At 61.9% G+C, this 25,617-nt stretch carries 24 protein-coding genes; 14 read left to right on the top strand and 10 right to left on the bottom strand.

The genetic code is table 11. The annotated features are described in order from the left end of the window. Positions 1-21: 21 nt before the first annotated feature. Positions 22-1,056 (top strand): proline racemase family protein, encoded by a 1,035-nt coding sequence (locus VL202_RS19390; RefSeq protein ID WP_325465710.1) that lies wholly within the window; start codon positions 22-24, stop codon positions 1,054-1,056. 130 nt (positions 1,057-1,186) lie between these two features. Here VL202_RS19390 and VL202_RS19385 read toward each other — a convergent pair whose 3' ends face one another. Then, positions 1,187-2,077 carry a tetratricopeptide repeat protein gene (locus VL202_RS19385; protein WP_325465709.1) on the bottom strand — a complete coding sequence of 297 codons (891 nt, stop codon included), beginning with the start codon at positions 2,075-2,077 and terminating at the stop codon, positions 1,187-1,189. 218 nt (positions 2,078-2,295) lie between these two features. Here VL202_RS19385 and VL202_RS19380 point away from each other — a divergent pair, with 218 nt between their 5' ends. Beyond that, positions 2,296-2,919 carry a FecR family protein gene (locus tag VL202_RS19380; RefSeq protein WP_325465733.1) on the top strand — a complete coding sequence of 208 codons (624 nt, stop codon included), beginning with the start codon at positions 2,296-2,298 and terminating at the stop codon, positions 2,917-2,919. Positions 2,920-2,981: 62 nt separating this feature from the next. On the opposite strand, the gene VL202_RS19375 is transcribed toward VL202_RS19380, so the two are convergent. Both VL202_RS19375 and VL202_RS19370 read right to left on the bottom strand, forming a co-directional pair. Further along, complete coding sequence (locus VL202_RS19375; RefSeq protein ID WP_325465732.1) at positions 2,982-4,793, bottom strand: CHASE2 domain-containing protein; 1,812 nt, start codon at positions 4,791-4,793, stop codon at positions 2,982-2,984. Positions 4,794-4,842: 49 nt separating this feature from the next. After that, entirely contained in the window at positions 4,843-5,547 is a 705-nt protein-coding gene (locus VL202_RS19370) for a Crp/Fnr family transcriptional regulator (protein WP_325465708.1), read from the bottom strand. A 293-nt stretch (positions 5,548-5,840) separates the two neighbouring features. On the opposite strand from VL202_RS19370, the gene VL202_RS19365 reads away from it, so the two are divergent. Further along, positions 5,841-6,224: a DoxX family protein gene (locus tag VL202_RS19365; RefSeq protein ID WP_325465707.1), complete on the top strand. Its 384-nt coding sequence runs from the start codon at positions 5,841-5,843 to the stop codon at positions 6,222-6,224. A 74-nt stretch (positions 6,225-6,298) separates the two neighbouring features. On the opposite strand, the gene VL202_RS19360 is transcribed toward VL202_RS19365, so the two are convergent. Both VL202_RS19360 and VL202_RS19355 read right to left on the bottom strand, forming a co-directional pair. Further along, positions 6,299-6,727 carry an RbsD/FucU family protein gene (locus VL202_RS19360; RefSeq protein ID WP_325465706.1) on the bottom strand — a complete coding sequence of 143 codons (429 nt, stop codon included), beginning with the start codon at positions 6,725-6,727 and terminating at the stop codon, positions 6,299-6,301. Beyond that, complete coding sequence (locus VL202_RS19355) at positions 6,727-7,959, bottom strand: ROK family transcriptional regulator (RefSeq protein ID WP_325465705.1); 1,233 nt, start codon at positions 7,957-7,959, stop codon at positions 6,727-6,729. The genes VL202_RS19360 and VL202_RS19355 overlap by 1 nt, the downstream gene beginning before the upstream one ends. Before the next feature lie 306 nt (positions 7,960-8,265). Between VL202_RS19355 and VL202_RS19350 the strand changes: the two genes are divergently transcribed. The 8 genes from VL202_RS19350 to VL202_RS19315 all read left to right on the top strand — a co-directional run bounded on the left by VL202_RS19350 (position 8,266) and on the right by VL202_RS19315 (position 15,715). Then, positions 8,266-9,291 carry a sugar ABC transporter substrate-binding protein gene (locus tag VL202_RS19350; RefSeq protein WP_325465704.1) on the top strand — a complete coding sequence of 342 codons (1,026 nt, stop codon included), beginning with the start codon at positions 8,266-8,268 and terminating at the stop codon, positions 9,289-9,291. Positions 9,292-9,406: 115 nt separating this feature from the next. Next, entirely contained in the window at positions 9,407-10,465 is a 1,059-nt protein-coding gene (locus VL202_RS19345) for an ABC transporter permease (protein ID WP_325465703.1), read from the top strand. Continuing rightward, the gene (locus tag VL202_RS19340; protein ID WP_325465702.1) at positions 10,465-11,253 is read left to right on the top strand and encodes an ATP-binding cassette domain-containing protein; all 789 of its coding nucleotides are present in this window, start codon (positions 10,465-10,467) and stop codon (positions 11,251-11,253) included. Before VL202_RS19345 ends, VL202_RS19340 begins: the two co-directional genes overlap by 1 nt. Positions 11,254-11,255: 2 nt before the next feature. Further along, entirely contained in the window at positions 11,256-11,885 is a 630-nt protein-coding gene (locus VL202_RS19335) for a nucleoside triphosphate hydrolase (RefSeq protein ID WP_414692904.1), read from the top strand. Between the two features lie 124 nt (positions 11,886-12,009). Further along, positions 12,010-13,062 carry a dihydroorotase gene (gene pyrC / locus VL202_RS19330; protein ID WP_325465700.1) on the top strand — a complete coding sequence of 351 codons (1,053 nt, stop codon included), beginning with the start codon at positions 12,010-12,012 and terminating at the stop codon, positions 13,060-13,062. A 207-nt stretch (positions 13,063-13,269) separates the two neighbouring features. Next, a complete protein-coding gene (locus tag VL202_RS19325) occupies positions 13,270-13,836 on the top strand; it encodes a glyoxalase superfamily protein (RefSeq protein WP_325465699.1) in 567 nt (188 codons plus the stop codon). A gap of 167 nt (positions 13,837-14,003) precedes the next feature. Beyond that, entirely contained in the window at positions 14,004-14,702 is a 699-nt protein-coding gene (locus tag VL202_RS19320; RefSeq protein ID WP_325465698.1) for an orotate phosphoribosyltransferase, read from the top strand. 86 nt (positions 14,703-14,788) lie between these two features. After that, positions 14,789-15,715: a carbohydrate kinase gene (locus tag VL202_RS19315; RefSeq protein WP_325465697.1), complete on the top strand. Its 927-nt coding sequence runs from the start codon at positions 14,789-14,791 to the stop codon at positions 15,713-15,715. Positions 15,716-15,725: 10 nt separating this feature from the next. On the opposite strand, the gene VL202_RS19310 is transcribed toward VL202_RS19315, so the two are convergent. From VL202_RS19310 to VL202_RS19290, 5 genes are all read right to left on the bottom strand, one after another. Further along, complete coding sequence (locus tag VL202_RS19310; RefSeq protein ID WP_325465696.1) at positions 15,726-15,983, bottom strand: hypothetical protein; 258 nt, start codon at positions 15,981-15,983, stop codon at positions 15,726-15,728. A 253-nt stretch (positions 15,984-16,236) separates the two neighbouring features. Further along, complete coding sequence (locus tag VL202_RS19305) at positions 16,237-17,283, bottom strand: glycosyltransferase family 1 protein (RefSeq protein ID WP_325465695.1); 1,047 nt, start codon at positions 17,281-17,283, stop codon at positions 16,237-16,239. 122 nt (positions 17,284-17,405) lie between these two features. Next, on the bottom strand, positions 17,406-17,648 hold the full coding sequence (locus tag VL202_RS19300) for a DUF6894 family protein (RefSeq protein WP_325465694.1): 243 nt from the start codon (positions 17,646-17,648) through the stop codon (positions 17,406-17,408). A 132-nt stretch (positions 17,649-17,780) separates the two neighbouring features. Continuing rightward, positions 17,781-19,406: a glucose-6-phosphate isomerase gene (gene pgi, locus VL202_RS19295; RefSeq protein ID WP_325465693.1), complete on the bottom strand. Its 1,626-nt coding sequence runs from the start codon at positions 19,404-19,406 to the stop codon at positions 17,781-17,783. Between the two features lie 449 nt (positions 19,407-19,855). After that, on the bottom strand, positions 19,856-21,556 hold the full coding sequence (locus tag VL202_RS19290; RefSeq protein WP_325465692.1) for a long-chain fatty acid--CoA ligase: 1,701 nt from the start codon (positions 21,554-21,556) through the stop codon (positions 19,856-19,858). 409 nt (positions 21,557-21,965) lie between these two features. On the opposite strand from VL202_RS19290, the gene VL202_RS19285 reads away from it, so the two are divergent. The 3 genes from VL202_RS19285 (at position 21,966) to VL202_RS19275 (ending at position 25,609) form a co-directional block, all read left to right on the top strand. After that, a complete protein-coding gene (locus VL202_RS19285) occupies positions 21,966-23,171 on the top strand; it encodes an MFS transporter (protein ID WP_325465691.1) in 1,206 nt (401 codons plus the stop codon). Positions 23,172-23,358: 187 nt separating this feature from the next. Beyond that, a complete protein-coding gene (locus tag VL202_RS19280) occupies positions 23,359-24,513 on the top strand; it encodes an AI-2E family transporter (protein ID WP_325465690.1) in 1,155 nt (384 codons plus the stop codon). A 268-nt stretch (positions 24,514-24,781) separates the two neighbouring features. Further along, positions 24,782-25,609 carry a bifunctional allantoicase/(S)-ureidoglycine aminohydrolase gene (locus VL202_RS19275; protein WP_325465689.1) on the top strand — a complete coding sequence of 276 codons (828 nt, stop codon included), beginning with the start codon at positions 24,782-24,784 and terminating at the stop codon, positions 25,607-25,609. Positions 25,610-25,617 lie beyond the last annotated feature (8 nt).

The raw sequence follows: 25,617 nt of genomic DNA, 5'->3' as shown, positions 1-25,617 counted from the left end.
CTTGAAATCCGGAGTGAAACGATGAGATGGAAACGCACGATCCAGTTGCTGGATGTTCATTGCGAAGGCGAAATCGGCAAGGTCGCGATCGGCGGCGTGCCGAAAATCCCCGGCAATTCGATCGCCGAGCAGATGAACCATATCAACACGGTCGATGACAGCCTGCGCCGGTTCCTGTGCCTCGAGCCGCGCGCCGCCTCGATCGGCTCGGTCAACCTGCTCTTGCCGGCCAAGCGCCCCGAGGCGGATTTCGGCTTCATCATCCTGCAGGCGGACCAGGCGCATGCGAGCTCGGGCTCCAACTCGATCTGCGTCACCACGGCACTGCTGGAATCCGGCATGGTCGAGATGAAGGAGCCGGAAACGGTTGTGATGCTCGATACCGCCGCCGGTCTCGTCAAGGCGACCGCCACCTGCCGGGACGGCCGGTGCGAGCGGGTGAAGCTGACGATGGTGCCGTCCTTCGTGCATGAACTGGATGTCGAGGTCGATACGCCCGAATGGGGCCGCATCAAGATGGATATCTGCTATGGCGGCATCTTCTATGCGCTGGTCGATGTCGCGCAGATCGGCACCACGATCGACAAGGCCAATGCCCGTGAGATCGTCGAGGCAGGCATGAAGCTGAAGGATCTGGTCAATCGCACGATTCCGGTCGTCCACCCGGAAATTCCCGAAATCCAGGGCGTCGCCTATGTGATGTTCCGCGATACGGAAGCCGACGGCACGGTGCGCACCTGCACGACGATGTGGCCGGGCCGCGTCGATCGTTCGCCCTGCGGCACCGGCAATTCGGCCAATCTCGCGACGCTGCATGCGCGCGGACTGGCCAAGGTCGGCGACATCTTCAAGTCGCGCTCGATCATCGGCTCCGAGTTCGAGGTGGGTCTCGAAAGCGTCACGGAAGTCGCCGGCCGTCCCGCCATCATCCCCACCATCTCCGGCCGCGGCTGGACCTTCGGCCTGCATCAGGTTTCGCTTGATCCGTTCGACCCGCTGGCGGAGGGATTTGCATTGACTGATACATGGGGACCGCAGGCTGGGGAAATTCGCTGAGGGGTGTGGGTTGGGAGAGTTCGGGCAAACTTGAACAAGGTTGTTGAACTTGGGGCCTCTCCCCCTTCTCCGTCATGCTCGCCCCTGTGGCGGGCATCCAACCGCTCGCCGTTTCTCGAATCCGGCACCCTCACTTGATCCGCCCCGATTTCGCCAGAACCACGCTGGCCTGTTCGCTCGGTTCGATGCTGGTAGTCGTCGCTGTGTCGACCGGCTGCGGCGCGATCTTGTCCTGGGCGAAGGCGTCGCCCTTGTTGGCTGCCATTGCGAACATCGACCGGGCGGCTTCCGGATCGGCATCCATGCCTTCGCCGTTTTCCAGCATCAGGCCAAGGTTGACCATGGCATCGACATTGCCGCGATCGGCGGCCAGCTTGTAGAATTGAGCGGCCTTGCGGTCGTTTTCCGGAACCAGGGTGCCCTCGTCAAACAATACGGCGAGATTGAAGGCGCCGAGGCTGTCCTTGGCGACGGATGCGCGCTCGAACCACTGGGCGGCGAGCGTGCCATTGGCGGTCGTGCCAATCCCGTCGCGATAGGCGACGCCGAGATTGTAGGCGGCCAGGATGTTGCCGGTCGCGGCGGCCTTCTGGTAGAGCGCGAATTCCTTTGCGTGGTCGCCTCGCTCACCGATCATGACGGCGTAGTTCACCATCGCAGCCGCATGGTTGCCTTCGACCGCCTCTTCGAGCATCGCCATGGATTGCGCCCGCTGGCCGGCGGCATCGAGCACGCGGGCGAGCTGAAAGGTCTGGCGGGGACCGCGTCCCTGGTTATATGCCTCGCGGCAAGCTGAAAGGGCGACGCCGATGCGGATGTCCTCGGTCGCCACGGGCCGAAAGGAGAGGTTGCGCTGCACGTCGTGCTCGCTGCCGGCCTCCGCATCGCACTGGTCGGCGGGAAGCAGCGGCGAGGCGGCATGGGCGGAGGGGATGGCGATCGCCGCGATCGACAGCAGGCTCACGGCGGTGAGCAGGATCGCATTGATTGCCGAAATTCGCTTGCTGTTTTCGTTTTTCATGGCGTTCTCCTTTGTGTTTGTGCCAACCTATGAGCAGAGCCGATAGGTTGCTGTTCCGTGGGAAACAGCATCTGCTCGGGCCGAGGCGGATAACGGGATTACGCCGGCCAAAGCGGCATTCCGGACGGCACTGCTTGAGCGGGCCACGATTTCGGGAATGTTTCGGGAAGCCGGGTTTTCGATAAAGGAGCAAGGACATGACGCGAGAGTTCAATCTGCTGCGGCAAGGTCTGATCGGCCGCCGGACGTTCATGGCCGGTTGCGCATTCGTCGCGGGTGGGTTCATCGCCATCCCGTCGCAGGCCAGCACGGTCATCGGCAAGGCTTCCGACATACGGGGCAAGGTCGATCTGAAGCGCGCCGAGAAAAATGAAGGCCTGTCCGCCGGCGGCGACATCATGGACAAGGACTATGTGGTGACCGGCGCTCAAAGTTTCGCCGACCTGGCCCTGGAAGGCGACACCCGGATACTGCTCGGCAGCAAGACGGAACTGCTGCTCGACAGTTTCATCGCCAGCCAGGGCGGCACGATGGAACTCGGCATGGGCCAGATAGTGTTCGACCGGCCGGAAGGCCTGCCGAAGATCGATCTGGCGCTGCGCACCACCTTCGGCATGATCGGCGTGCGCGGCACGAAGTTCTTCGCCGGCCCCAATCGCGGCGTCTTCGCTGTGTTCGTCGAGCACGGCCAGGTGTCGGTCGAAGGCGGTGGCGTCCAGCGGCTGGTGGGTGCCGGTGAAGGCATCGAGATCGCCAAGCCGGGTGACGCCCCGACCGAAACAGTCAAGTGGAAAGAGGCCCGGATCGCCGAGGCCTATGCCAGTGTCGGCCTGAAACGTTGATCAGGAATCATGCCGGGATCAATCACCATTCGTCACGGCTTGGGTCGAATGGCGGTTGATCTTCAGGCTTCGGTGGTGAAGAGCTCCATCTCGCCGAAGCCGCGGATCTCGTGCATGCCGACGGAGCGCAGCGTGCGGCCGCTCTGCGCAGCTGCTTCAGGCCCGATGCAGATTGCGGTGCCGAGAAACTTGTTGGCCTCCTGAAGCCGTGCCGCCAGGTTGATGGCGTCGCCGTGGGCGGTGTAATCCAGCTTGCCGCCGGCACCGACTTCACCCAGCACGGCGATGCCCGTTTCGATGCCGATGCGGGTGCGCCCGAAGCCACGCTCGACGAAACCGGTCCGCCGGCGCATCTCCTCCGTCAACGCCCGGATCGCCTCGGCGCAATCGATGGCCTTGTTGACGTGGTCTTCCAGATCTTCCGGTGCATTGAAAAACGCATGAACGGCGTCACCCACCACCTTGTCCACCATGCCGCCATAGGTCGCCACGAGGCCGTTGACCTCGGAATAATAAATGTCGAGCAGGGTCACCAGGTCGCGCGGCGACAGCTTTTGCGACAGCGTTGAAAAGCCTTCGATATCGGTGAACAGCGCCGTCACCGGCCGCTCCTCGCCGGCGACGCGGTCATCGTCGGGATTGTCGATATAACGGGCCACGACGGATTGCGGTAGATATTGCGAGAACTTGCTGCGCGCCGCCGATTCCGCCCGCCGGACGCGGGCAAATTGTAGCGTGCTGGTGACGATCAGCACGAAGACCAGCGCGGCCCCGATGCTGACGGCATCGAGCAGGAGGGCGGAGGATGCGTAGATCGCCGCCGCCGCGCCGACCATCGCCGAAACCGCGAGCAGGCCGAGGATGGCCGAGGTCACCGGCCGCAGCCGGGTTGCGACGAGCGCCACCAGCAGTCCGCCAATGAGCGTCAGTGCCGCTTCGAACATCGGAAGTTGTGCATCGCGACGGGGGATGAACCCGGTCAGGACCGCGTTTGCGACGTCGGCATGGATCTGCACAGACGGTTCCAGCGGCATCGAGGCCGTTGGGCGCAATCCCCCGAGATTGGGCATGCTGCTGCCGATGAAGACGGTCTTGTCCTTGAAGCGGGTGTCCGGCACTTCGCCGCTCAGGACGTCGCCGGCCGAGACGGTACGAGCGTCAAGTGCCGTGATCGGGCTCGCGGCAAACCGCATGCTGCCGTCTTCGTCGAGTTCGATCAGGCGGGTTTCGAGTTTTACCCAGGCCGGTTGCCCGCCGAGAATGGGCGTGCGGCCACCGGCCGCAAGGCGGGCGGCCTCCAGCCCGAGCGTCGGATAGGCATCATTGCCGATGATCGTATAGGCCTGGACACGACGGATGCGGGCATCTTCGTCGCCGACGAGAAATGCGGCAGCGGCCGCGCGCGACGCGTCCTGCAGGAAGCGGCAAGAAGCCTCCGCGCCGTCGATGAACCAGAGATCGGGGATATCGACCGGTTTGCGAACCGCGACTGGCGGAACCGGGGAAGGGTGCTCGACGCCGCCCTCCGCGATCAGGAAACCGAGGATGACGGGAACACTGGAAATGCCTTTGGTCAGGGCCGCATTGGCTGACTCGGATGGATCACAAGCGGTGCTGAAGATGAAATCGACGGCAACGGCCTTTGCACCCGCTTTGGACAGCCGGGTGAGCAGTTCGGCGGTCTCAGTCCGGCTCCAGGTCTTGTCGGCAGTCTGCTGGACGGCCTTGCGGTCGATGTCGATGACGACGAGTTCGTTCGATTGCGGTGCCGGCACCCATTGGGTCAGCGTGTCGAAGAACTGCTCGCGCTGGGTCTCGAGAGCGTCGCCTGCATAGAAGAACACCAGCAGCGCGCTCAGGACGCTGGCCGCCATGCCGGCAAACAGCGGTCTGATCCGGCTCAGGCGAAAGCTCTTCAAGGCTTTATTCCTCTTCCGGTTCCGCAATCTTCCGCAGCCGGCCGATATGGCAGGTGATGACGCCGTCGACGCGCTTGATCGCCGAGCTTTCCTCCAGCGCCAGGATGGCCCGGTTCACCTTCGGGCGGCTGGCGCCGAGGATGCCGGCAATGTCGGACTGGCTGAGCGTCAGGCGCAGATTGGCGCTTTCCGGCAGGTCGGTGCCGTGGATCTGCTTGAGGGTCGCGAGGAAGAAGCGGGCGACACGGGCATGCAGGTCGTAGAGCGCGATCGTCTCCAGACGGTCCGTCGTGTCGCGCAATTGCGAGCAGAGATAGCGGATGATCGATTCGGCGGCGTTCGGCGTGTGGGTGATGAAGTCGAGAAACGCCTTCTTGCCGATGACATAGCCTTCCGTCGCGGTGATCGCGGTGGCGTCGGCCGAGCGCGGCTGGTTGTCGAGGATCGCCATCTCACCAAACAGCGCGCCGGCCTCGATGTGCCGCAAGAGCAATTCGCGGCCCTGTGGGGTGATCAGCGACAGCTTGATGCGGCCGGACAAGACGGCAATCATGTAATTGCCTTCGTCGCCGCGCTGGAAGATGACGGTTCCGGCAGTCCATTTGCGGTAGGTGGCAAGTGCGGCGATCGCTGCGACCGTTTCCTTGTCGAATTCCTCGAAGATCGGAAAGGAACGCCAGAAGGCCGGACTCTTGTTGATTTCACTCATACTGCCACCCCATCCGCATGTTAACTTTGCCGCGCTGAAATTCTTCTCGCAGTCTTTCCGGTGTTGCAACAAAAAACACCGTCGAGTGACGGTTGGCACACGGTATCGACTGCGATTGACTGGGAGTGCCGCCCTCCGCATTTACCGTTCTCGTCGTAAAGCACGTTGCATTGACGATCTAGCCCGGCTGTTTTGTTATTGTGAACAATCTGTTTCCTGCCGGCAGGCTGGATGATTTTGGATTTGCTGATAAACCTATCGTCAACAACGAACCCAAACCGGAGTTACCTTCCATGCAGCAGAACGCAGTTGCCCTTGTCGGGCGTATCCTCCTCTCCATCATCTTCATCACCGCCGGCTGGAGCAAGCTGACCGCGCTTGGCGGCACGGCCGGCTATTTCGGCAGCATGGGCCTGCCGGTTCCGATGGTCGCTGCTATCATCGCCACCGCTGTCGAACTGCTGGGCGGCCTCGCCATCCTCGTCGGCCTCTTCACGCGCCCGGCGGCTTACATCCTGGCTCTCTTCTGCATTGCCACCGCGTTCATCGCCCACGCTGATTTTGCCGACCAGAACCAGGCGACCCACTTCATGAAGAACCTCAGCATGGCTGGCGGCTTCCTCATCCTGGCCGCCTTCGGCCCCGGTGCCCTGTCGGTTGACGCCCGCCGCGCCTGATCAGGATTGAATTGGCAACAAGGGCCCGCCGGCAACCGCCGGGGGGCCCTTTTCGTGTGCGGATGTTGCGCTGGTCAAGGATAGATGACACCCTTGCGCAGGATGACATTGCCGTAGAGCCTCGGCTCGCTGGTCTGAACGACGGTATGGGCAGCCTGGACCCGCGGGTAGAAATCCGGTCCCAACAGAGGCACGACAGCGTGATCAGGCTCATGCCGGGCACAGCAGGTGATGATATCCCGATGCACCGGGTCGAGCGCGTCGCGATCCTGCTTGACCGTGGCGCGAAAAATCGCTTCCGGCACGAAATCGTCGATCGGCAGGACGCTGAGAATGGCGTCGAGAACCGGGATGAGGTGATGGCCGTCCATGCGGATCAACCGGCGGCCGTGCTCAAGGCCCGGATAATTGCCGTCGACCAGCGCGATCTCGTCGCCATGACCCATGGCGCGCAGTGTTGCGAGGAGCTCCGGGCTCAGGAGCGGGTTCAGGCCTTTCAGCATCAGGCTGTCTCCTTGAAGAGAACGTTGGTGTCGATGAGATAGCGGGAAAACAGGGGCAGGCTTGCTCCGCCGATGGCGCGCGCCTGGGCGCCGACCGCGCCCTCGACGATATCGGGCAGGATGACGCCTTCGAGATCGAGTTCGCGTGCCGCCTTGCGGATGGCCGCGACGATGCGCTCGCGGACCCAGCTCGGAAAGCCGCCATCGATCACCGCCGCGCCGAAATCGATGATCGAGGCGGAAGAAACAATCGCCTGGGCCAGGGCGGCGGCCGCCAGCTGGATCCAGGCTTCCAAGGGTTCGCCGAAATCGATCCATTCATCGGCCGAATACCAGAGCGGCTTGGGATCGATGCCCCTGTCGCGCAGCAGGTTTTCAAGGACGAAGACGGATGCGATCTTCAGGAGCTGCTGCGGCTTGCCATTTCTGTCCGATACCTGCAGCGGGCCGACGGCGCCCGCCGTTCCGGTGCGGCCGGAAAACAGCGAGGAATTGAGCACGATGCCGCCGCCGATGAAGGAACCGATGTAGAAATAGATGAAGTCCGGATAGCTGGAGCCGACGCCGAAGATCAGCTCGGCACCGCAGGCGCTGGTTGCGTCGTTCTGCAGGAGGACCGGGTGGTGCGTTCGCGCAGCAACCTGCTCGCGCAGGTCGAAACCGCGCCAGGCGTCCATTTTTTCCGCCGGTGCGCCGGTTTCCCCGGCCCAGCTCCACAGTTGGAACGGCGTTGCGATGCCGACGCCGGCGATCCGGCCCTTCTGTTCCTCGGTCAGCATCTTCTCGAGTTTCGGAATGCCCTCGGTGATGAAGGCGAGGATCTCGTCCGGCATCGGATAGGCATGGATCTGATGCAGTTGCAGGCGGATATTGCCGACGAAATCCATCAGAACGAGATCGCAGCTGCGCCGGCCGATCTTGACGCCGTAGGAATAGACCGCATCCGGATTGAGCCGCATCGGGATCGACGGCTGGCCGACCCTGCCGCGCACCGGATCGCCCCGCACCAGCAGGTTGTCTTTCTCCAGCGCCCGCATGATGACCGTGACCGTCTGGGCAGACAGGCCGGAACGACGGGCAATATCGGCCTTTGACAGGCTGCCATGGCGGCGCACCAGCGACATCACCAGCCGTTCGTTGTAGGCGCGCACGCGCGTCAGGTTGGCGCCGCCGCCCGGATCGACGACGTCAGGCACGGTCGATGCACCGCCGGCATCGGCTTGTGATGTCATTCCCCGGTTCCTCCACCGGTGCGATCCACCGCCCGGATTGAGGTTCCGGGTCGTTTCGAGGGTCGCGCCTTCATTGTCATTTTCTTATGCGTACATTGCACCAATAGATAGCGCAGGCATATTCTCCGCGCAGAGAATGCCACATCGCGATAATAATTCAATTTGATTTATTTATTGACAGGGTCTGTTTTTGGTGTTTGTTTTATGCCCGGAAGCGCCAACCGCGGCGGAGGAAAGTGTTGCGGCGGGCGAGGCCTGACGGGGTTGGAAAAACCGGCTCCATTGTTCAATCCTTGGGAGGATTTCATGAAGAAGACTATTGTTTCCGCCGCTCTCGGCGCGCTGGCGCTTGGCGTCGTATTCGCCGCTCCGGCACAGGCTCAGGGCGTATCCGCCTGCCTGATCACCAAGACCGATACCAACCCTTTCTTCGTCAAGATGAAGGAAGGCGCTGAAGCCAAGGCCAAGGAACTCGGCGTCGAGCTGAAGTCCTATGCCGGCAAGGTCGATGGCGATCACGACAGCCAGGTTGCCGCCGTCGAATCCTGCATCGCCGATGGCGCCAAGGGTATCCTGATCGCCGCTTCCGACACCAAGGCGATCGTCGATCAAGTCAAGAAGGCACAGGATGCCGGCCTGCTGGTCATCGCGCTCGACACCCCGCTCGATCCCGCAACGGCTGCCGATGCGACCTTCGCCACCGACAACCTGCAGGCCGGCAAGCTGATCGGCGCCTGGGCCGCCGCAACGCTCGGCGACAAGGCGAAGGACGCCAAGATCGGCTTCCTCGACCTCGTTCCGTCGCAGCCGACCGTCGACGTTCTGCGTGACCAGGGCTTCATGATGGGCTTTGGCATCGACCCGAAGGACCCGAACAAGATCGGTGACGAGGATGATCCGCGCATCGTCGGCCATGACGTGACGAACGGCAACGAAGAGGGCGGCCGTACCGCCATGGAAAACCTTCTCCAGAAGGACCCGGACATCAACGTCATCCACACGATCAACGAACCGGCTGCTGTCGGCGCCTATGAAGCGCTGAAGGCTGTCGGCAAGGAAAAAGATGTCCTGATCGTGTCCGTCGACGGCGGTTGCCCGGGCGTCAAGTCGGTCGCCGAAGGCGTCATCGGCGCGACCTCGCAGCAATATCCGCTGCTGATGGCTTCGCTCGGCATCGAGGCGATCGCCCAGTTCGCCAAGGACGGCACCAAGCCGAAGCCGACCGAAGGCAAGGACTTCTTCGATACCGGCGTGGCGCTGGTCACCGACAAGCCGGCAGCCGGCGTCGAGTCGATCGACGTGAAGACCGGCACGGACAAGTGCTGGGGTTGATACCCCAAACCTTTCGGTTCACTATCTCACGCGAAGGGCGGCCTTGGCCGCCCTTTTTCAAACCGGCATAACCGGCACCATAGGCCGGACGGTTTCCGACCCTTGGGAGGGATAAATGGCCAGCATCCAGGAATTCGAGAAGGTTCTCGACAAGAGCGACACGTCCGTCGCCAGCTTCGAGAACCAGTCGATGCTCCATCGCATTCAGCATTTTCTACATTCCAAACCGGCCGCAACGCCGGCTATCGTTCTCATTCTCTCGATCGTCGTTTTCGGTGTGCTGAAGGGCGAACGCTTCTTCACCGCAGGCACGCTGACGCTGATCCTGCAGCAGATCGCCGTCGTCGGCATCCTCGGCGCCGGCCAGACGCTTGTCATCTTGATCGCCGGTATTGATCTGTCGATCGGAGTGATCATGGTTCTGTCGGCCGTTGTCATGGGCAATTGCGCGGTAACATACGGCATGCCGGCTTTAATCGCGGTTCCGCTCGGCATGTTGACTGGCGCGGTTTGCGGCCTGCTCAACGGTTTTCTCGTCGCCAAGATCAAGCTTCCACCGTTCATCGTGACACTCGGTACATGGTACATCATCATGGCCACGAATTTTATCTATTCGGCCAACGAGACGATCCGACGCGCCGATATCGAGACCTCGGCGCCGCTGCTCGGACTGTTCGGAAAGAGCTTCAAGTTCGGCTCGGCCGTGTTCACGCTCGGCGTCGTCGTCATGGTCGTTCTTGTTCTGGTACTCTGGTACGCGCTCAACCACACGGCCTGGGGGCGACACCTTTACGCGGTAGGAGACGATCCGGAAGCTGCCAAGCTCTCGGGTATCCGCGTCGATCGCGTGATGCTTGGAACCTACACCCTTGCCGGGCTGATCGCGGCGCTTGCCGCCTGGGTCTCGATCGGCCGAAACGGTTCGATTTCGCCCTCATGGGCCGTCACCGACTATAATCTTCAGGCCATCACCGCGGCCGTGATCGGCGGTATCTCGCTCTTCGGCGGACGCGGTTCGATCCTCGGCACGCTGATCGGCGCCATGATCGTCGGCGTCGTCTCCATGGGCCTCAACATGCTCGGCGCGGACCCGCAATGGAAAGTCGGCCTGACCGGCGTCCTCATCATCTCGGCGGTCGCGATCGACCAGTGGATCAGAAAGGTAGCAGGCTGATGGAACCGCTCCTCACCGCACCCCTCTTGACTGCAAGGGGCATCGTCAAGCGTTACGGTCGCGTCACCGCGCTCGATCAGTCCGATTTCGACCTCTATCCCGGCGAAATCCTCGCCGTGATCGGCGACAACGGCGCCGGCAAGTCGTCGCTGATCAAGGCGATCTCAGGCGCCATCCGGCCCGACGAAGGCGAAATCCGCCTTGATGGCAATGTCGTGCAGTTCTCCAATCCGATGGAGGCCCGCGCGGCCGGCATCGAGACGGTGTACCAGAATCTCGCACTGTCGCCGGCTCTCTCGATCGCCGACAACATGTTCCTCGGCCGCGAGATCCGCCGCCAAGGTCCGCTCGGATCGATCTTCCGCATGCTCGACCGGCCGAAGATGGAAAAGATCGCCCGCGACAAGCTGTCCGAACTCGGCCTGATGACGATCCAGAACATCAACCAGGCGGTGGAAACCCTGTCGGGCGGCCAACGCCAGGGTGTTGCGGTGGCGCGCGCAGCCGCCTTCGGCTCCAAGGTCGTCATTCTCGACGAGCCGACGGCGGCGCTCGGGGTGAAGGAGAGCCGCAAGGTTCTCGAACTCATCCTCGACGTTCGCTCGCGCGGCCTGCCGATCGTGCTGATCAGCCACAACATGCCGCATGTCTTCGAGGTTGCCGATCGGATCCATATCCACCGGCTCGGCAAGCGCCTCTGCGTCATCAATCCCAAGGATTACACGATGTCGGATGCGGTTGCCTTCATGACGGGGGCAAAGGTGCCGACGGAGGCCGTCGCGGCATGAGCATGACGCTTGCCGCGATTGCGGACCGGATCGTCGGAGAGGCGGGGCAATCGTCCCGCTTCATCGTCGCCATCGCCGGCCCTCCCGGGGCCGGCAAATCCACCCTTGCCGATGCGCTGCAGGAAGAACTGACCCGGCGCGGCGAACGATCCGCCGTCCTGCCGATGGACGGCTTTCACATGGACAACGGCATCCTGGAAGAGCGCGGCCTGTTGAAGCGCAAGGGCGCGCCGGAAACCTTCGATGTCCGCGCCTTCCTCGATATCGTCTCGGCGGTGCGCAGGGCCGACGAGGACGTGCTGGTTCCCGTCTTCGACCGTTCCCGCGAGATCGCCATTGCCTCGGCCCGCCTGGTTGCGCCGGAAACCCGGATCATCCTGGCGGAAGGCAACTACCTGCTGCTCGACGAGGCGCCCTGGTCGCGGCTCGACGGCATGTTCGACCTGACGATCTTCGTCGGACCGCCCTATGCGGTGCTGGAAGAGCGGCTGCGCCAGCGCTGGATCCACTATGGCCTCGATGCTGCCGGGATCGAATGGAAACTCTACGGCAACGACCTGCCGAACGGCAAACGCATCATCGACAATTCGCGCCCCGCCGATATCCATATCGAGATTTTCGAAACGGCCTGATCGCGCCGATCCGTTGTTGTTTCCCGTGCGGGAATGATGCTATCGGAACGTCCGGTCAGCGCATATTCCGAGCCCATTGTGGCCGGAAGACGTGCGTACGAAGATTGCGTCTGGAGATATCCGTATGAGCCCACAGCCGGTCACCGAATTGACAATCCGCCGCCCTGACGACTGGCACCTGCATCTGCGCGATGGCGACATGCTGAAGGGTGTGATCGGCGACACCAGCCGCCATTTTGCCCGCGCCATCATCATGCCCAATCTGGTGCCGCCGGTCGTCACGACCGCCGATGCGGCCGCCTATCGCGAGCGCATCCTGGCGGCGCTGCCGAAGGGCGATCGGTTCGAGCCGCTGATGACGCTGTACCTCACCGAAGGGACCAATCCGGATGACGTCGAGGCGGGTCACGAGAGTGGCCTGATCAAGGCGGTGAAGCTTTATCCGGCGGGCGCGACCACCAATTCGCATGGCGGCGTGCGCAATTTCGAAAATGCCATGCCGGTGCTGGAGCGCATGGCGAAAATCGGCCTGCCGCTCTGCGTCCACGGCGAAGTGACGACGCCGGATGTCGATATCTTCGACCGTGAGGCCGTGTTCATCGAGACGGTGCTCGATCCGCTGCGTGCCCGTCTGCCGGACCTGAAGGTGACGATGGAACACGTCACGACCAAGGACGGCATCGATTACATCAAGTCCGCCAAAAGCAACCTTGCCGGCTCGATCACCACCCATCACCTGATCATCAACCGCAATGCCATCCTGGTCGGCGGCATCCGCCCGCATTATTATTGCCTGCCGGTCGCCAAGCGCGAACTGCATCGTCTGGCCCTGCGGGCCGCGGCCACCTCCGGCGATGTCAGGTTCTTCCTCGGCACCGACAGTGCCCCGCATGTCGATCCCCTGAAGGAATGCGCCTGCGGCTGCGCCGGCATCTATACGTCGATCAACACCATGAGCTGCCTTGCCCATGTGTTCGAGCAGGAGAATGCGCTCGACAGGCTTGAGGCCTTCGCCTCGCTCAACGGCCCGGCCTGGTATGGCCTGCCGGTCAACGAGGCGACGATCACGCTGCGCAAGCAGGCGGACGCGCTGTCCTTCCCGCCGAAGATCGAAACAGGCGCCGGAACCGTAACCGTCTTTGACCCGATGTTCCCGCTGCACTGGGGGGTTGTCTGAGGTATTGTTCGTCCGGGCTTGATTGCGGCAAAATCTTCACCTATCCATTGGCTTGGCCGGATGCGGCCAGCCGCCCCGCAGCGCCTTGGCGCGAATGGTGAATGCATCCACTCTAGCCTTTCTCATCCTTGCCCATGGCGTTGATGGCGAACGGGTCAGCAGAGCGGGCACTGATCGTCCTGTTTGCCGCCAGATGGAGGATGAACCATGCGCGATTTTCGCGATGCGAAGCTCATGGCAAAGGTGCTGAAGCAAGCCCTTGCCGACCACGATACGACCCTTTCCCACAGCCAGGCCCTCGAGATCGTCGCCGCCCAGTTTGGGTACGACCAGTGGAATATCCTGTCGGCGAAAATCGACGCGGCGGAGAAGGGAAAAACGACAGGCGACAGCGCTGTCGGCATCCTGCCGCCGATCCCGATTTTTCGCATTTTCGATGTCGACAAGGCCATGGAATTCTATTGTGGTTTCCTCGGCTTTACGCTCGATTGGGAACACCGCTTCGGTGACAATTTCCCGCTTTATTGCCAGGTCTCTCGCGAAGGCATGCTGTTGCACCTGAGCGAACATGCCGGCGACGCCAGCCCCGGCGCCCGCGCCTTCGTGCGTGTCAAGGATGCTGCGGCGTTGCAGTCGGAATTGGCGTCCAAGGATTACCGCTACATGAAACCCGGCCTGAACAAGGCGCCTTGGGGGCTGGAGGTCGCGGTGACCGACCCCTTCAGCAACCGTATTACGTTTTGCCAGCAGCAGGGTGAAAAACAGGCGGATTGAGCAGCAGCAGCGTTTCGCTGATCAAGCGAGTTTCCGCGGATCAGACGACTCGCTCCTCTTCTGCCCGCTGGGGAGAAGAGGGAGATCGGCCCGCCGCCTCTGGCATTAGAAGGGCTGACCTGCTATGCGGCGAGGGATACAATTCCCGACAGCGCAGGAGACCGCCGATGATCCAGACATCCTTTCCAGACAAGGCCGTCATGGCCGAATTGATGGCCAGGATGCTCTGGGAAATCAAGGCGGTGCATTTCCGTGCCGACCAACCCTACAAGCTGGCATCGGGCATGGCGAGCCCGGTCTATATCGATTGCCGCAAGCTGATTTCCTATCCGCGCATCCGCTCGACGGTGATGGATTTCGCCGCCGCCACAGTGCTGCGCGAGGCCGGCTTCGAGCAGTTCGACGTCATCGCCGGCGGCGAGACGGCGGGCATTCCCTTTGCCGCGATGCTGGCCGAACGCCTGTCGCTGCCGATGATCTATGTGCGCAAGGCGCCGAAGGGTCACGGCCGCAATGCGCAGATCGAAGGCCATATGCCCGAAGGCGCGCGTGTCCTTGTCATCGAGGACCTGACGACGGCGGGCGGCTCGATGTTCAAGTTCATTGACGCGATCCGCGCGGCCGGCGGTGTGGTCGATCACGGCATCGCGCTGTTCTACTACGACATCTTCCCGCAGGCGCGGGCTGAGATGAAGGACAGGGGCGTGACGCTGCTCAACATCGCCACCTGGCGCAATGTCCTGGCCGTCGCCAGGGAGCAGAAATTGTTCGATGAAAAGACCTTGTCCGAGGTCGAAGCCTTCCTCAATGCACCGCTTGAATGGTCCGGCCGTAATGGCGGCGTCAGCGCCTTGGCGCCGGCTTGAACAGGGGGCTGAAAAGGGCGCTGGAAATTCTCGGCAACTTAGCTTAAATCGATTGAAATAAGATCATTGAAGGGGAGGACGTCGTCTTGATCATCTGCTGTGGAGAAGCCCTGATCGACATGCTGCCGCGCCAGACGACGGCGGGCGAAACGGCGTTCGCACCCTATTCGGGCGGCGCGATCTTCAACACAGCGATCGCGCTCGGCCGGCTCGGCATCCCCACCGGCTTCTTCACCGGCCTGTCCGATGACATGTTTGGCGACATGCTGCGCGAGACTTTGAAATCCAGCAATGTCGATTTCGCACCCTGCGCCACCCTGTCGCTGCACACCACGGTCGCCTTCGTCAAGCTGGTCAATGGTTCCGCGACCTATGCCTTCTTCGATGAGAACACCGCTGGCCGGATGATCACGCAGGAACATCTGCCGGCGCTCGGGGATTTCTGCGAGGCGCTGCATTTCGGAGCCATCAGCCTGATCCCTGAACCGTGCGGCTCGACTTACGAAGCGTTGATGACGCGCGAGTTTGAAAAGCGGGTGATTTCCTTCGATCCCAATATCCGCCCCGGCTTCATCCAGGATGCGGCATCCCACAAGGCGCGCATGCTGCGCATGGCGGCGATGTCGGATATCGTCAAGTTTTCCGATGAAGACCTGGACTGGTTCGGCGAAGAAGGCACGCATGACGAACTGGTGGCCAAGTGGCTGCAGCGCGGCCCGAAGCTCGTCGTCATCACCAAGGGCGCCGACGGTGCCGACGGCTATACCGCGCGCGGCAAGGTCTCGGTCGGCGGCGAAAAGGTCACGGTGGTCGATACGGTCGGCGCCGGCGATACGTTCGATGCAGGCATCCTCGCATCGCTGAAGATGAACAACCTGCTGACCAAGGTGCAAGTTGCGACACTCAGCGAAGAGGCCGTGCGCGACGCGCTGACCCTCGGTGCCAAGGCGGCGGCGGTTACCGTGTCTCGGGCAGGGGCGAACCCGCCGTGGAGTTATGAGATCGGGCTGTAAGGGGGGCTAACTATTCCTCCGCGATGTGCCTCGGAAGTGGTTGCCCATCCGCGCCGATTGTAACGCCATTTTTAACGACGACGACAAACGGTTGCCGCATCGACGGATCGCTATGGTTTGGATCTCCGCGAAAAATGCGTACGCTGTTGCCTGTATTCGCAGGGTTATCCCAGCGCCATCCGGGGGCCGATCTGGTCGGGGAACCGATCCAGTCAGTGGGGATTTGTCTTGGTCGTTCCTTGCCGGTAAAAAGGGCTTCGTCCTTCATCGGACTATCCTGCGCTGCTGTTGTCGTACTTGTTGAAACGACCAGACAGGCAGCAAGCGCAATCGCAGCCTAGCTGCTAAAAAGTCTCATCCTGTAAGCCAACGACTAATCCCCAAATTCCCGAGTGGGGCTTGCCACGCTTATGCATGGCATGACGCAGAGGCGAAGGGAAGCACCTTGACATTACCTACGAAAGGCAATCATCGGGGGCGCGATAGACGCAGGCGACCCTCGATGAACCGCCGATTTGTATTCAAAGAACCCGCCCCAGCCTCCGCCCGCGTCGCGCGAACGCATTGTGCGGGACGCCGTCGAGATTGGACAGAAACTGGCGGGCGCATTCGCCCCAGCTGAAGGTCAGGGCCTTTCGCCGGGCATCGTCGCGTGACAGTTTCAGAGCATCGAGCGCCGCTTGGCGCAGGTCGTTTGACAGCACGCCGCCGCCATCGCCGAGGATATCGTTTGGCGCCGTGACCGGAAAGGCAGCGACCGGGCAGCCGCTCGCGAGCGCTTCCAGGATGACAAGACCGAACGTATCGACCCGGCTCGGGAAGACGAAGACATCGGCCGAGGCATAGATGGTGGCCAGTTCCGCGCCCATGCGCTTGCCGAGGAAATGGACGTCCGGATAACGCTGCCGTAGCGTGGCGAGATCCGGTCCATCACCGACGACGACCTTGCTGCCGGGCAAATCGAGGTCGAGAAAGGCCGGCAGGTTCTTTTCGACCGCCACCCGGCCGACATTCAGGAAGATCGGGCGGGGAAGGGACAGATCCTGCCGGAGCGCCGGATCGAACAGCGTGGTGTCGATGCCGCGCGTCCAGCGCTTGATGTTGTGAAAGCCGCGTGCCGCCATCTCGGTGCCGAGCGAGGCTGTGGCAACCATCATGCCATTGCCGGAATTGTGGAACTGGCGCAGCCACCAGTAGCTCCAGCTTTCGGGGATGGGCAGCCGGGCGCTGACGAATTCGGGAAAGCGCGTGTGGTAGCTGGTCGTGAAGGGCAGGTTCCGTCGCAGGCAGACCGCGCGCGCGACAAGGCCGAGCGGTCCTTCCGTTGCGATATGAATGTAATCCGGTTCTGCCGCATCGATCGCCTCGGCGACGTGGCGCCGGAGTGGCAGGGCGAGCCGGATGTCCGGGTAGAACGGCAGCGGAAAGGTGGTGAAGCGCTCAGGCGTGAGGAAATGAACGGTGACGCCCTGTTCCTTCAGCGATCGGGCGAGTTCATCGAGCGTGCGCACAACGCCGTTGACCTGCGGGTGCCAGGCATCGGTAACAACGAGAATGGTTTTCTCCATGAGGGCCTCGGTGTGGCATTGCCCCCTGCCGTGAAGCACCGGCTCGACGTCGAATCAGGTGGCGGCTGCAATGAGGCCTTTGAGCATGGTCTGATGACATGCCGATGATTGTCTTCGCGGGATTACCGGCCCATCAACGCGCGCTGCTCAAGGCCGCGTCCGGCTGAAGCGGTGAGGATGGCGAGGAGGGCGCCTTCGTCGGTGCGGATATGGACCGAAAGCGAGCGATAGTCGGCATCCCGGCCGATCCGGTCGGCAATTCTCTGGCCGTAATAGACGGCGGAGCCGACGTCGAAATGATCGACGCCCTCATCATCGACGACCTGTTCGCCGCCGAAGTGCAGATCAAAGAAATAATGCTCCACGTTGCTGCCCCGGACTCCGCGTCGCCGGAAGTTTTCCCGGCTTGAAGACGTGAGGAGAGGGATAGCGGATTGTGTTCGAATGCAGGCTGAATTGTGCATTCAGCCTGCATTCATCCAGATGGCCCGTGGGAATTACTTCGCAGCCTTGAGCAAGGCGGCGACCAAACCGGCCGTCGACGAATCGTGGCCTTGAGCGCTTTCCTTGCCCTCGACAACGGGCAGCAGGCCGGTCGCCAGTTCCTTGCCGAGCTCGACGCCCCACTGGTCGAAGGAATTGATGTTGAACAGGGCGCCCTCGACGAAGACGCGGTGTTCGTAGAGCGCGATCAGGCGGCCGAAGGTGAAGGGCGTCATCTTGTCATAGACGAAGGTCAGCGACGGACGGTTGCCGTTGAAGACACGATGCGGCGCGATCCGCTCGATGAAGTCCTTGTCGAGACCCTTCGACGCCATCTGCGCCTTGGCCTCTTCCGGGGTGCGGCCCTTCATCAGCGCTTCCGATTGCGCCAGGCAGTTGGCGATCAGCAGTTCGTGCTGGTGGCGCAGGTTCGGTTCATGACCGTTGGCGGCAATCATGAATTCGGCAGGGATGATGCTCGTGCCCTGGTGGATCAGCTGGTAGAAGGCGTGCTGGCCATTGGTGCCGGGTTCGCCCCAGACGACCGGGCCGGAATTGCCTTCGACCGGTGTGCCATCCAGCGTCACGCCCTTGCCGTTCGATTCCATGTCGAGTTGCTGCAGATAGGCCGGGAAACGCGATAGGCGCTGGTCATAGGGCAGGACGGCGCGCGTGGCATAACCGAGCACGTTGCGGTGATAGAAACCGAGCAGACCCAGCATCATCGGGATGTTCTCGCGCAGCGGCGCGGTGCGGAAATGATTGTCGATGGTATGGGCACCGGCCAGGAATTCGCCGAAATTCTCCTTGCCGATGGCGATCATCAGCGGCAGGCCAATGGCCGACCAGATCGAATAGCGACCGCCGACCCAGTCCCAGAAACCGAAAATCCGGTCACTGTCGATACCGAAGGCGGCGACCTTATCGAGCGCGGTGGAGACCGCGCAGAAATGGCTGCTGACAGCCTTTTCGCCGAGCTTGTCGGCAATGAAGGCGCGCGCGGTCGCCGCGTTGGTCATGGTCTCGATGGTGGTGAAGGTTTTCGACGCCACGATGAACAGCGAGGTTTCAGCATCGAGCAGCTTCAGGGTATCGGCGATGTGAGCGCCGTCGATGTTGGAGACGAAGTGCAGGCGCGGACCGTCATGCTCGGGCGCAAGCGCGAGCGTTGCCATGACCGGGCCGAGATCGGAGCCACCGATGCCGATATTGACGACGTCGGTAATCTTCTTGCCGGTGGCACCCTTCAAGACGCCGGAGCGGATGCCGTCGGAAAAGGCACCCATGGCGTCCAGCACGGCGTTGACATCCGGCATCACGTCCTTGCCATCGACCAGCACCGGTGTGTTGGAACGGTTGCGCAGCGCCGTGTGGAGAACGGCGCGGCCTTCGGTGATATTGATGATATCGCCGGCAAACATGGCGTCGCGCTTTTCCGCGACCTTCGCCGCCTTGGCGATAGCTTCAAGCCCGTCGATGATCTTGTCGTTCACCGCGCATTTGGAAAAGTCGAACAGCATGTCGTCGAGCGTGATGCTGAACCGGGAAAACCGTTTGGGATCGCTGGCGAAAGCGGCCCTCAGATCGGTTGCGTTGGTGTCGGCGACGGTGGATTTCAGCTGATCGACAAGAGCGGTCATCGCAGGGTTCCTTGCTTTGCGGAAGGGTCGCGATAGCTAGTCGCTTTGGCCCCTGCAAATCAAGCCTTTCCTGCCTCGGAGGGTGAAAAAGCCCGCGCTTTTAAATGGATTTAAATCCAACCTGTCTACGCGGTTGCATCTGTGTTCGCTTACAGTAGATTTGGCGAATTCGGGGCGGAAGCAGCAGCGCTGCGCCAGCCGGCGCATCCGGGCGAATAGGCGTCCCGGACTGTAGCAGGACACAGCCTTGTCCCTGAATGTGGAGGTGAGCTATGTGGTCTCGACCATTTAGTGTCACGCTTACGCTAAGAAAAACCCGCACGAGCTGGTCAATCGCCGTGCGGGTATATTTCTTCAGATAAGCAAACGGTGGCTGGAGTTAGCGCTCCAGTCACCACTCCGCTAAAATAGCCGCTTCCCTGGGTTCTGACAAGGAAAACCGGTTCCTCTCAGCCACGCAAATCCTTGCGCAGGATCTTGCCGACATTCGACTTCGGCAGCTCGGTGCGAAATTCGACGAATCTCGGGCGCTTGTAATTGGTGAGGTTGGCTGCGCAATGCGCCTTGACGTTGGCTTCCGTCAGATTGGGATCCTTCTTGACGACAAACAGCTTCACCGCTTCGCCCGAGTGCTCGTCCGGCACGCCGATCGCGGCGCATTCGAGGATGCCGGCAAGGGTCATCGCCACTTCCTCGATTTCGTTCGGGAAGACGTTGAAGCCTGAGACGAGGATCATGTCCTTCTTGCGGTCGACGATCTTCACCAGTCCCTGCGGGTTCATGAAACCGATGTCACCGGATCGGAAGAAGCCGTCGGCGGAAATGGCTTTCGCGGTTTCGTCAGGGCGCTGCCAATAGCCGGCCATGACCTGTGGGCCGCGGATGCAGATTTCTCCGATATCGCCTGATGGCAGCGTGTTACCGTCCTCGTCGCGGATTTCGACATCTGTCGAAGGAAGCGGCAGGCCGATTGTGCCGGTAAACTCGCTCTCGTCCAGGCGGTTGGCGGTGGCGACCGGCGATGTTTCGGACAGGCCGTAGCCTTCCTTGATCGGCGAGCCCGTCATCTTTTCCCAGCGCTCCGCCACCGGCCGCTGCACGGCCATACCGCCGCCGAAGGTGAGCGCGAGATCGCTGAAGTCAAGTTTCTGGAATTCGGCATTGTTCATCAGTGCGTTGAACAGCGTGTTGAGGCCTGGGAAGATGTTGATCTTGTACTTGGCGATTTCCTTGACGAAGGCCGGAATGTCGCGCGGATTGGGGATCAGGATGTTTTCGCCGCCGGTGCTCAGGCCCATCAGCGCGTTCACCGTCAAGGCGAAGATATGATAAAGCGGCAGCGCGCAGAGGAAAACCAGATGGTCGGGGCGTTTGCGGTGGGTGAAGGCGGTTTCCAGCCACAGGCCCATCTGCGCCATGTTCGACAGCAGGTTGGAATGGGTCAGCGTCGCGCCCTTGGAGACGCCGGTTGTGCCGCCGGTATACTGCAGGAAGGCGACATCGCTCAGCTTGACATCGACGGGTTTTAGCGTCTGCCGCCCGCCCTTGGCCATGACATCCTTGAAAGACAGATGGCCGGGCAATGACCAGACCGGAACCAGCTTCTTCACCTTGCGCACGACGATATTGACGATCAGACCCTTGAGACCAAGCATGTCGCCCATGGTGGTGACGACGATATGCTTGAGGCTGGTTCTGGTCGCGACCTGCTCGACCGTATGGGCGAAGTTTTCGAGTACGAAGATCGCCTTCGCACCGGCATCCTTCAATTGATGCTCGAGTTCGCGTGGCGTGTAGAGCGGGTTGACGTTCACGACCGTATAACCGGCGCGCAGGATGCCGAAGACGATCACCGGGTTCTGCAGGATGTTGGGCATCATCACGGCGACGCGGTCGCCCTTGGCAAGGCCGGCCGATTGCAGCCAGGCGCCGATTTTCCGGCTCTGCGCGTCGAGATCGGCGAAGGTCAGCGTCTTGCCCATGCAGGTAAATGCCGCGCGGCCAGCATATTTCTGACACGACTGGGCAAAGAGGTCGCCGATCGAGTTATAGGGCAGGGGAGCAATTTCAGCCGGCATGCCCACCGGATAGGATTGAAGCCATGGCTTGCTCGCATGGGTTCCGGGTGTCTGCATGTGCGTGTCCGGCATGTCTCTCTCCCTCATGCTGCCTGCCTTGGCGGCTTGCAAGCGCGGCGCATGCGCTCGTTCCACCCGATTTACTCGCCTATCCTGTCGCAAGGCCTTCCGGTCGCTGTCAGAATATGCGTCGGCGAAACAATCCCTCCAGATTCTTCCACCGATCCAAGATGAGGCTTTTGTCATGCCCCATCAAGCTCATTCGCAATTATATAACTTTAACGTAAACGTCAATTAAAAGACGGAATCGATAGAGCCGATGGCCAGATTTCTCGGGATAGCGGCGCAGCATTTGCTTTGCGCGTGGGGGTAAAAAAAGATATTGCGATGCAATCGGTCGGCTCGTTCCTCCCAATCCTGGCCGGCCTCTCCTTTTCAAGACCAAACAGTTTGCGCCGCAAGGCCGCCGATGGATCATTTCATGGCTGATAATATTCTTTCCCCCGCTCCGGTCGCCCGTTGGGGCGGCCTGTCCAGTGCCGAATTCGCCCTCGCTGTTGGTGGGTTCGGAATCGGCACCGGCGAATTCGCCATCATGGGCCTGCTGCCGCAGGTCGCCGGCGATATGGGCGTCTCCGTTCCCTATGCCGGCCATGTCATCAGCGCCTACGCGATCGGTGTCGTCGTCGGCGCGCCGTTGCTTGCCATACTCGCCGCGAAATCCTCCCGTCATAATGTGCTGCTCGCGCTGATGAGCCTGTTTGCGATTGGCAATCTTGCCAGCGCCCTCGCCAGCAGCTTCGGACTTCTCGTCGCGGCGCGCTTCCTCGCCGGACTTCCGCACGGTGCCTTTTTCGGCGTCGCTGCCCTGGTCGCGGCCGGCATGGCAGCGCCGCATCAGCGGGCGCGCGCCATTGGTCGCGTGATGATGGGCCTGACGGTCGCCACCCTGCTCGGAACGCCGCTTGCCGCCTGGTTTGGCCAGGCGCTCGGCTGGCGCGCCGCCTTCGGTATTGTCGGCGCGATCAGCGTTCTGACCGTCGTCCTCACCTGGTTCTACGTTCCGCGCGACCGCGCCAACCCGACTGCCTCGCCGCTGACCGAACTCGGCGCGCTCGGCAAGGCGCAGGTCTGGCTGACGCTCGGCATCTGCGCCATCGGCTGCGGCGGCATGTTCGCCGTCTTCAGCTATATCACGCCGGCCTTGACGGAGGTGGCGGGCGTGTCGCTCGGCACGGTCCCGATCATGCTCTCGGTCTTCGGCGCCGGCATGATCCTCGGCAATATCGTCGGTTCGCGTCTGGCCGACTGGTCGCTGATGTCGGCCATCGGCATCGCGCTCGTCTTCAACCTCGTCGCCTATGTCCTCTTCTATTTCACCATGCATACGCCGTGGATGGCGGTGATCAACGTGCTTCTGATCGGTGGCGGGTTTGCCGTCGTTCCCGGCGTCCAGATGCGGTTGATCAACGTGTCCGGCGAGGCCCAGACGCTGGCGGCGGCGCTCAGCCATTCCGCCTTCAACCTCGCCAATGCGCTTGGTGCCTGGCTTGGCGGCCTGTCGATCGCCGCCGGTTACGGCTGGACATCGACGGGACTCGTCGGTGCGATGATGGCGGTGGCCGGGATCGGCATCTTCCTGTCGTCGGTGTTCCTTGACCGGTCGCGCGCCGCACGCGCTGCCTGACCGCGCAGGCCGCGTCACTCCGCTCGCAAGCCTTTTCTTACCGTGAAATGTGGTTGTCATCCTCTTGTGTTGACCATGCGATCATACTTACGTAGGCGCATGTTTCGCCAAAGGGCGGCAATAAATGGAAACACGCTGGTGCGGGGCGGCTTTTGCTGCCATCCTGCGGCCGCGGAAGGAGATGTTTTTGCAATTGAGCAATCGCGAACGGGAGGAAGCGCCAAAGGAGCCGCGGCTGTTTGGCCGGCCTGCCTATGAGCGTTCCGCACTCGTCGGACCTATTGCCGCTGCGCGCTGGCTGCTCGTCTTCGTCCTTCTCGCCGGCGTCTATTTCTTCCACGGTTTTCTCGTTCCGGTGCTCGCGGCGCTTGTCATCGGTTTTGCCAGCTGGCCGATTTATCGGCGGCTGCTCGTCGTCATCGGCGGCAATCGCATGCTCGGCGCCACGATCGCCATCGTTGCCGTCATTTCCTTCATTGTCGCGCCGATCTCGCTTGCCGCCGTCTATGCGGTCGACGAACTCCGCAGCTGGGTGGTCTGGATCATCGAGACGAACGCTTCCGGTGCTGTCGTCCCCGCCTGGCTGGCGCAGATTCCCGGGGTTGGCGTCTGGTTCGGCGAGCAATGGGCGAAATATGTCGGCCATCCCGGCGCGCTCGGTGAACTCGTCCAGCTCGTCAGCGGCTCCAATATCGGCAGTATCTACCGCGGCGTGCTCGTCGTCGGCGCCTCTGCCTTTCAGTCCTTCCTGACGCTGCTGTTCATGCTCATCACCCTGTTCTTCGTCTATCGTGACGGCGAGAAGCTGGTGGCGCAACTCGACAAGCTTGGCGAACGCATCCTGCCGATGCGCTGGGAGCGCGTCTCCCGCATTGTGCCGCTCACCATCAGCTCGACCGTCACCGGCATGGGCGTCATCGCCATCGGCGAGGGCATCGTGCTCGGCATCGCCTACTGGATGGCCGGCGTGCCATCGCCGGTCACGCTCGGCATCATCACCGGCATCATGGCGCTCGTTCCCGGCGGCGCGCCGCTCTGCTTCACGCTCGTGTCAGTCTATCTGCTCGCCAGCGGGTCGGTCTTTGCCGGTATGGCGCTGTTCGCCTGGGGCACGATCGAGCTGTTCATCGTCGACAAGACCCTGCGGCCGCGGTTGGTCGGTGGCCCGATCAAGCTGCCTTTCCTGCCGACTTTCTTTGGTCTGGTCGGTGGCGTGAAGACCATGGGTTTCCTCGGTCTCTTCGTCGGTCCGGTGTTGATGGCGCTGCTGGTCTCCATCTGGCGCGAATGGCTTCGCGAAGTCACCGCCCAGCCGGCACCTCCCGGCAGGATCATCACATAAGGAAGACGGGGTCACCGTTCCGCCATGTAACCTGCCTCGCCGTTCCAACATCGGTAGGGTTCGTCCGCGGACACAACAGGCACCGGCTTGGAAACGAAGCCGCCGATTTGATTTCCCCGCAATAGACGAAACTGAATCCGGAAACGGAGGGGAATTGCCACGTGATCTGCGCCCCGGGTTGCGCTAATGATTTCCGAACACCGACCGGCAAACGTGCCGGAAAGACCTGCCGGTCGAAAGTCCCAGTTCGAAAAGCTCAGGAACGCAGATGAACCGCACATATTACGCCCCGACGGGCGGCAACCCGCCGCAGACGCAGTTGCTGACCGATCGCGCCGTCTTCACCGAGGCTTATGCCGTCATCCCCAAGGGCGTGATGATGGATATCGTCACCAGCTTTCTGCCGTTCTGGGACAAGACGCGGCTCTGGATTCTGTCGCGTCCGCTCTCCGGTTTCGCCGAGACCTTCTCGCAATATATCATGGAAGTCAGCCCCGGCGGCGGCAGCGACCGGCCGGAGCTCGATGCCGGTGCCGAAGGCGTGCTTTTCATCGTCGAGGGCGAACTGACGGTGACGCTGGATGGCGAGGCCCACCGCATGACGCCGGGCGGCTATGCCTTCATTCCGCCGGCGAGCAAATGGTCGGTGCGCAATACCAGCAATGAGACCGTTCGTTTCCACTGGATCCGCAAGGCCTACGAGGCTGTCGAGGGACTGGATCATCCGACGCCGCTGTTCCTCAACGAAGCGGATATCGCCCCGTCGCCGATGGCCGGCACCGAAGGCAAATGGGCGACGACCCGCTTTGTCGATCCCAACGACCTGCGCCACGACATGCATGTGACGATCGTCACCTTCGAGCCCGGCGCGATCATCCCGTTCGCTGAAACCCATGTCATGGAACACGGGCTCTACGTTCTGGAGGGCAAGGCCGTCTATCGGCTCAATCAGGATTGGGTGGAAGTTGAGGCCGGCGACTATATGTGGCTACGCGCCTTCTGCCCGCAGGCCTGCTATGCTGGCGGCCCCGGCAAGTTTCGTTACCTGCTCTACAAGGACGTCAACCGTCACATGAAGCTGAAGCCGCGCGCTTGAGCGCACGG

Origin of the sequence: Pararhizobium sp., assembly GCF_035497515.1 — a bacterium.
Classification (GTDB): Bacteria; Pseudomonadota; Alphaproteobacteria; order Rhizobiales; family Rhizobiaceae; genus Pararhizobium.
The sequence above is the reverse complement of the archived record's forward strand: the minus strand, read 5'-3'. Positions and strand labels throughout refer to the sequence as shown.

What these genes read in the sequence shown, in the direction of transcription:
- VL202_RS19390 (WP_325465710.1), top strand. Translation starts at nt 22, where the DNA reads ATGAGATGGAAACGCACGATCCAGTTGCTGGATGTTCATTGCGAAGGC.
- VL202_RS19385 (WP_325465709.1), bottom strand. Translation starts at nt 2,077, where the DNA reads ATGAAAAACGAAAACAGCAAGCGAATTTCGGCAATCAATGCGATCCTG.
- VL202_RS19375 (WP_325465732.1), bottom strand. Translation starts at nt 4,793, where the DNA reads ATGGCGGCCAGCGTCCTGAGCGCGCTGCTGGTGTTCTTCTATGCAGGC.
- VL202_RS19370 (WP_325465708.1), bottom strand. Translation starts at nt 5,547, where the DNA reads ATGAGTGAAATCAACAAGAGTCCGGCCTTCTGGCGTTCCTTTCCGATC.
- VL202_RS19365 (WP_325465707.1), top strand. Translation starts at nt 5,841, where the DNA reads ATGCAGCAGAACGCAGTTGCCCTTGTCGGGCGTATCCTCCTCTCCATC.
- VL202_RS19360 (WP_325465706.1), bottom strand. Translation starts at nt 6,727, where the DNA reads ATGCTGAAAGGCCTGAACCCGCTCCTGAGCCCGGAGCTCCTCGCAACA.
- VL202_RS19355 (WP_325465705.1), bottom strand. Translation starts at nt 7,959, where the DNA reads ATGACATCACAAGCCGATGCCGGCGGTGCATCGACCGTGCCTGACGTC.
- VL202_RS19350 (WP_325465704.1), top strand. Translation starts at nt 8,266, where the DNA reads ATGAAGAAGACTATTGTTTCCGCCGCTCTCGGCGCGCTGGCGCTTGGC.
- VL202_RS19345 (WP_325465703.1), top strand. Translation starts at nt 9,407, where the DNA reads ATGGCCAGCATCCAGGAATTCGAGAAGGTTCTCGACAAGAGCGACACG.
- VL202_RS19340 (WP_325465702.1), top strand. Translation starts at nt 10,465, where the DNA reads ATGGAACCGCTCCTCACCGCACCCCTCTTGACTGCAAGGGGCATCGTC.
- VL202_RS19335 (WP_414692904.1), top strand. Translation starts at nt 11,256, where the DNA reads ATGACGCTTGCCGCGATTGCGGACCGGATCGTCGGAGAGGCGGGGCAA.
- pyrC (WP_325465700.1), top strand. Translation starts at nt 12,010, where the DNA reads ATGAGCCCACAGCCGGTCACCGAATTGACAATCCGCCGCCCTGACGAC.
- VL202_RS19325 (WP_325465699.1), top strand. Translation starts at nt 13,270, where the DNA reads ATGCGCGATTTTCGCGATGCGAAGCTCATGGCAAAGGTGCTGAAGCAA.
- VL202_RS19320 (WP_325465698.1), top strand. Translation starts at nt 14,004, where the DNA reads ATGATCCAGACATCCTTTCCAGACAAGGCCGTCATGGCCGAATTGATG.
- VL202_RS19310 (WP_325465696.1), bottom strand. Translation starts at nt 15,983, where the DNA reads ATGAAGGACGAAGCCCTTTTTACCGGCAAGGAACGACCAAGACAAATC.
- VL202_RS19305 (WP_325465695.1), bottom strand. Translation starts at nt 17,283, where the DNA reads ATGGAGAAAACCATTCTCGTTGTTACCGATGCCTGGCACCCGCAGGTC.
- pgi (WP_325465693.1), bottom strand. Translation starts at nt 19,406, where the DNA reads ATGACCGCTCTTGTCGATCAGCTGAAATCCACCGTCGCCGACACCAAC.
- VL202_RS19290 (WP_325465692.1), bottom strand. Translation starts at nt 21,556, where the DNA reads ATGCCGGACACGCACATGCAGACACCCGGAACCCATGCGAGCAAGCCA.
- VL202_RS19285 (WP_325465691.1), top strand. Translation starts at nt 21,966, where the DNA reads ATGGCTGATAATATTCTTTCCCCCGCTCCGGTCGCCCGTTGGGGCGGC.
- VL202_RS19275 (WP_325465689.1), top strand. Translation starts at nt 24,782, where the DNA reads ATGAACCGCACATATTACGCCCCGACGGGCGGCAACCCGCCGCAGACG.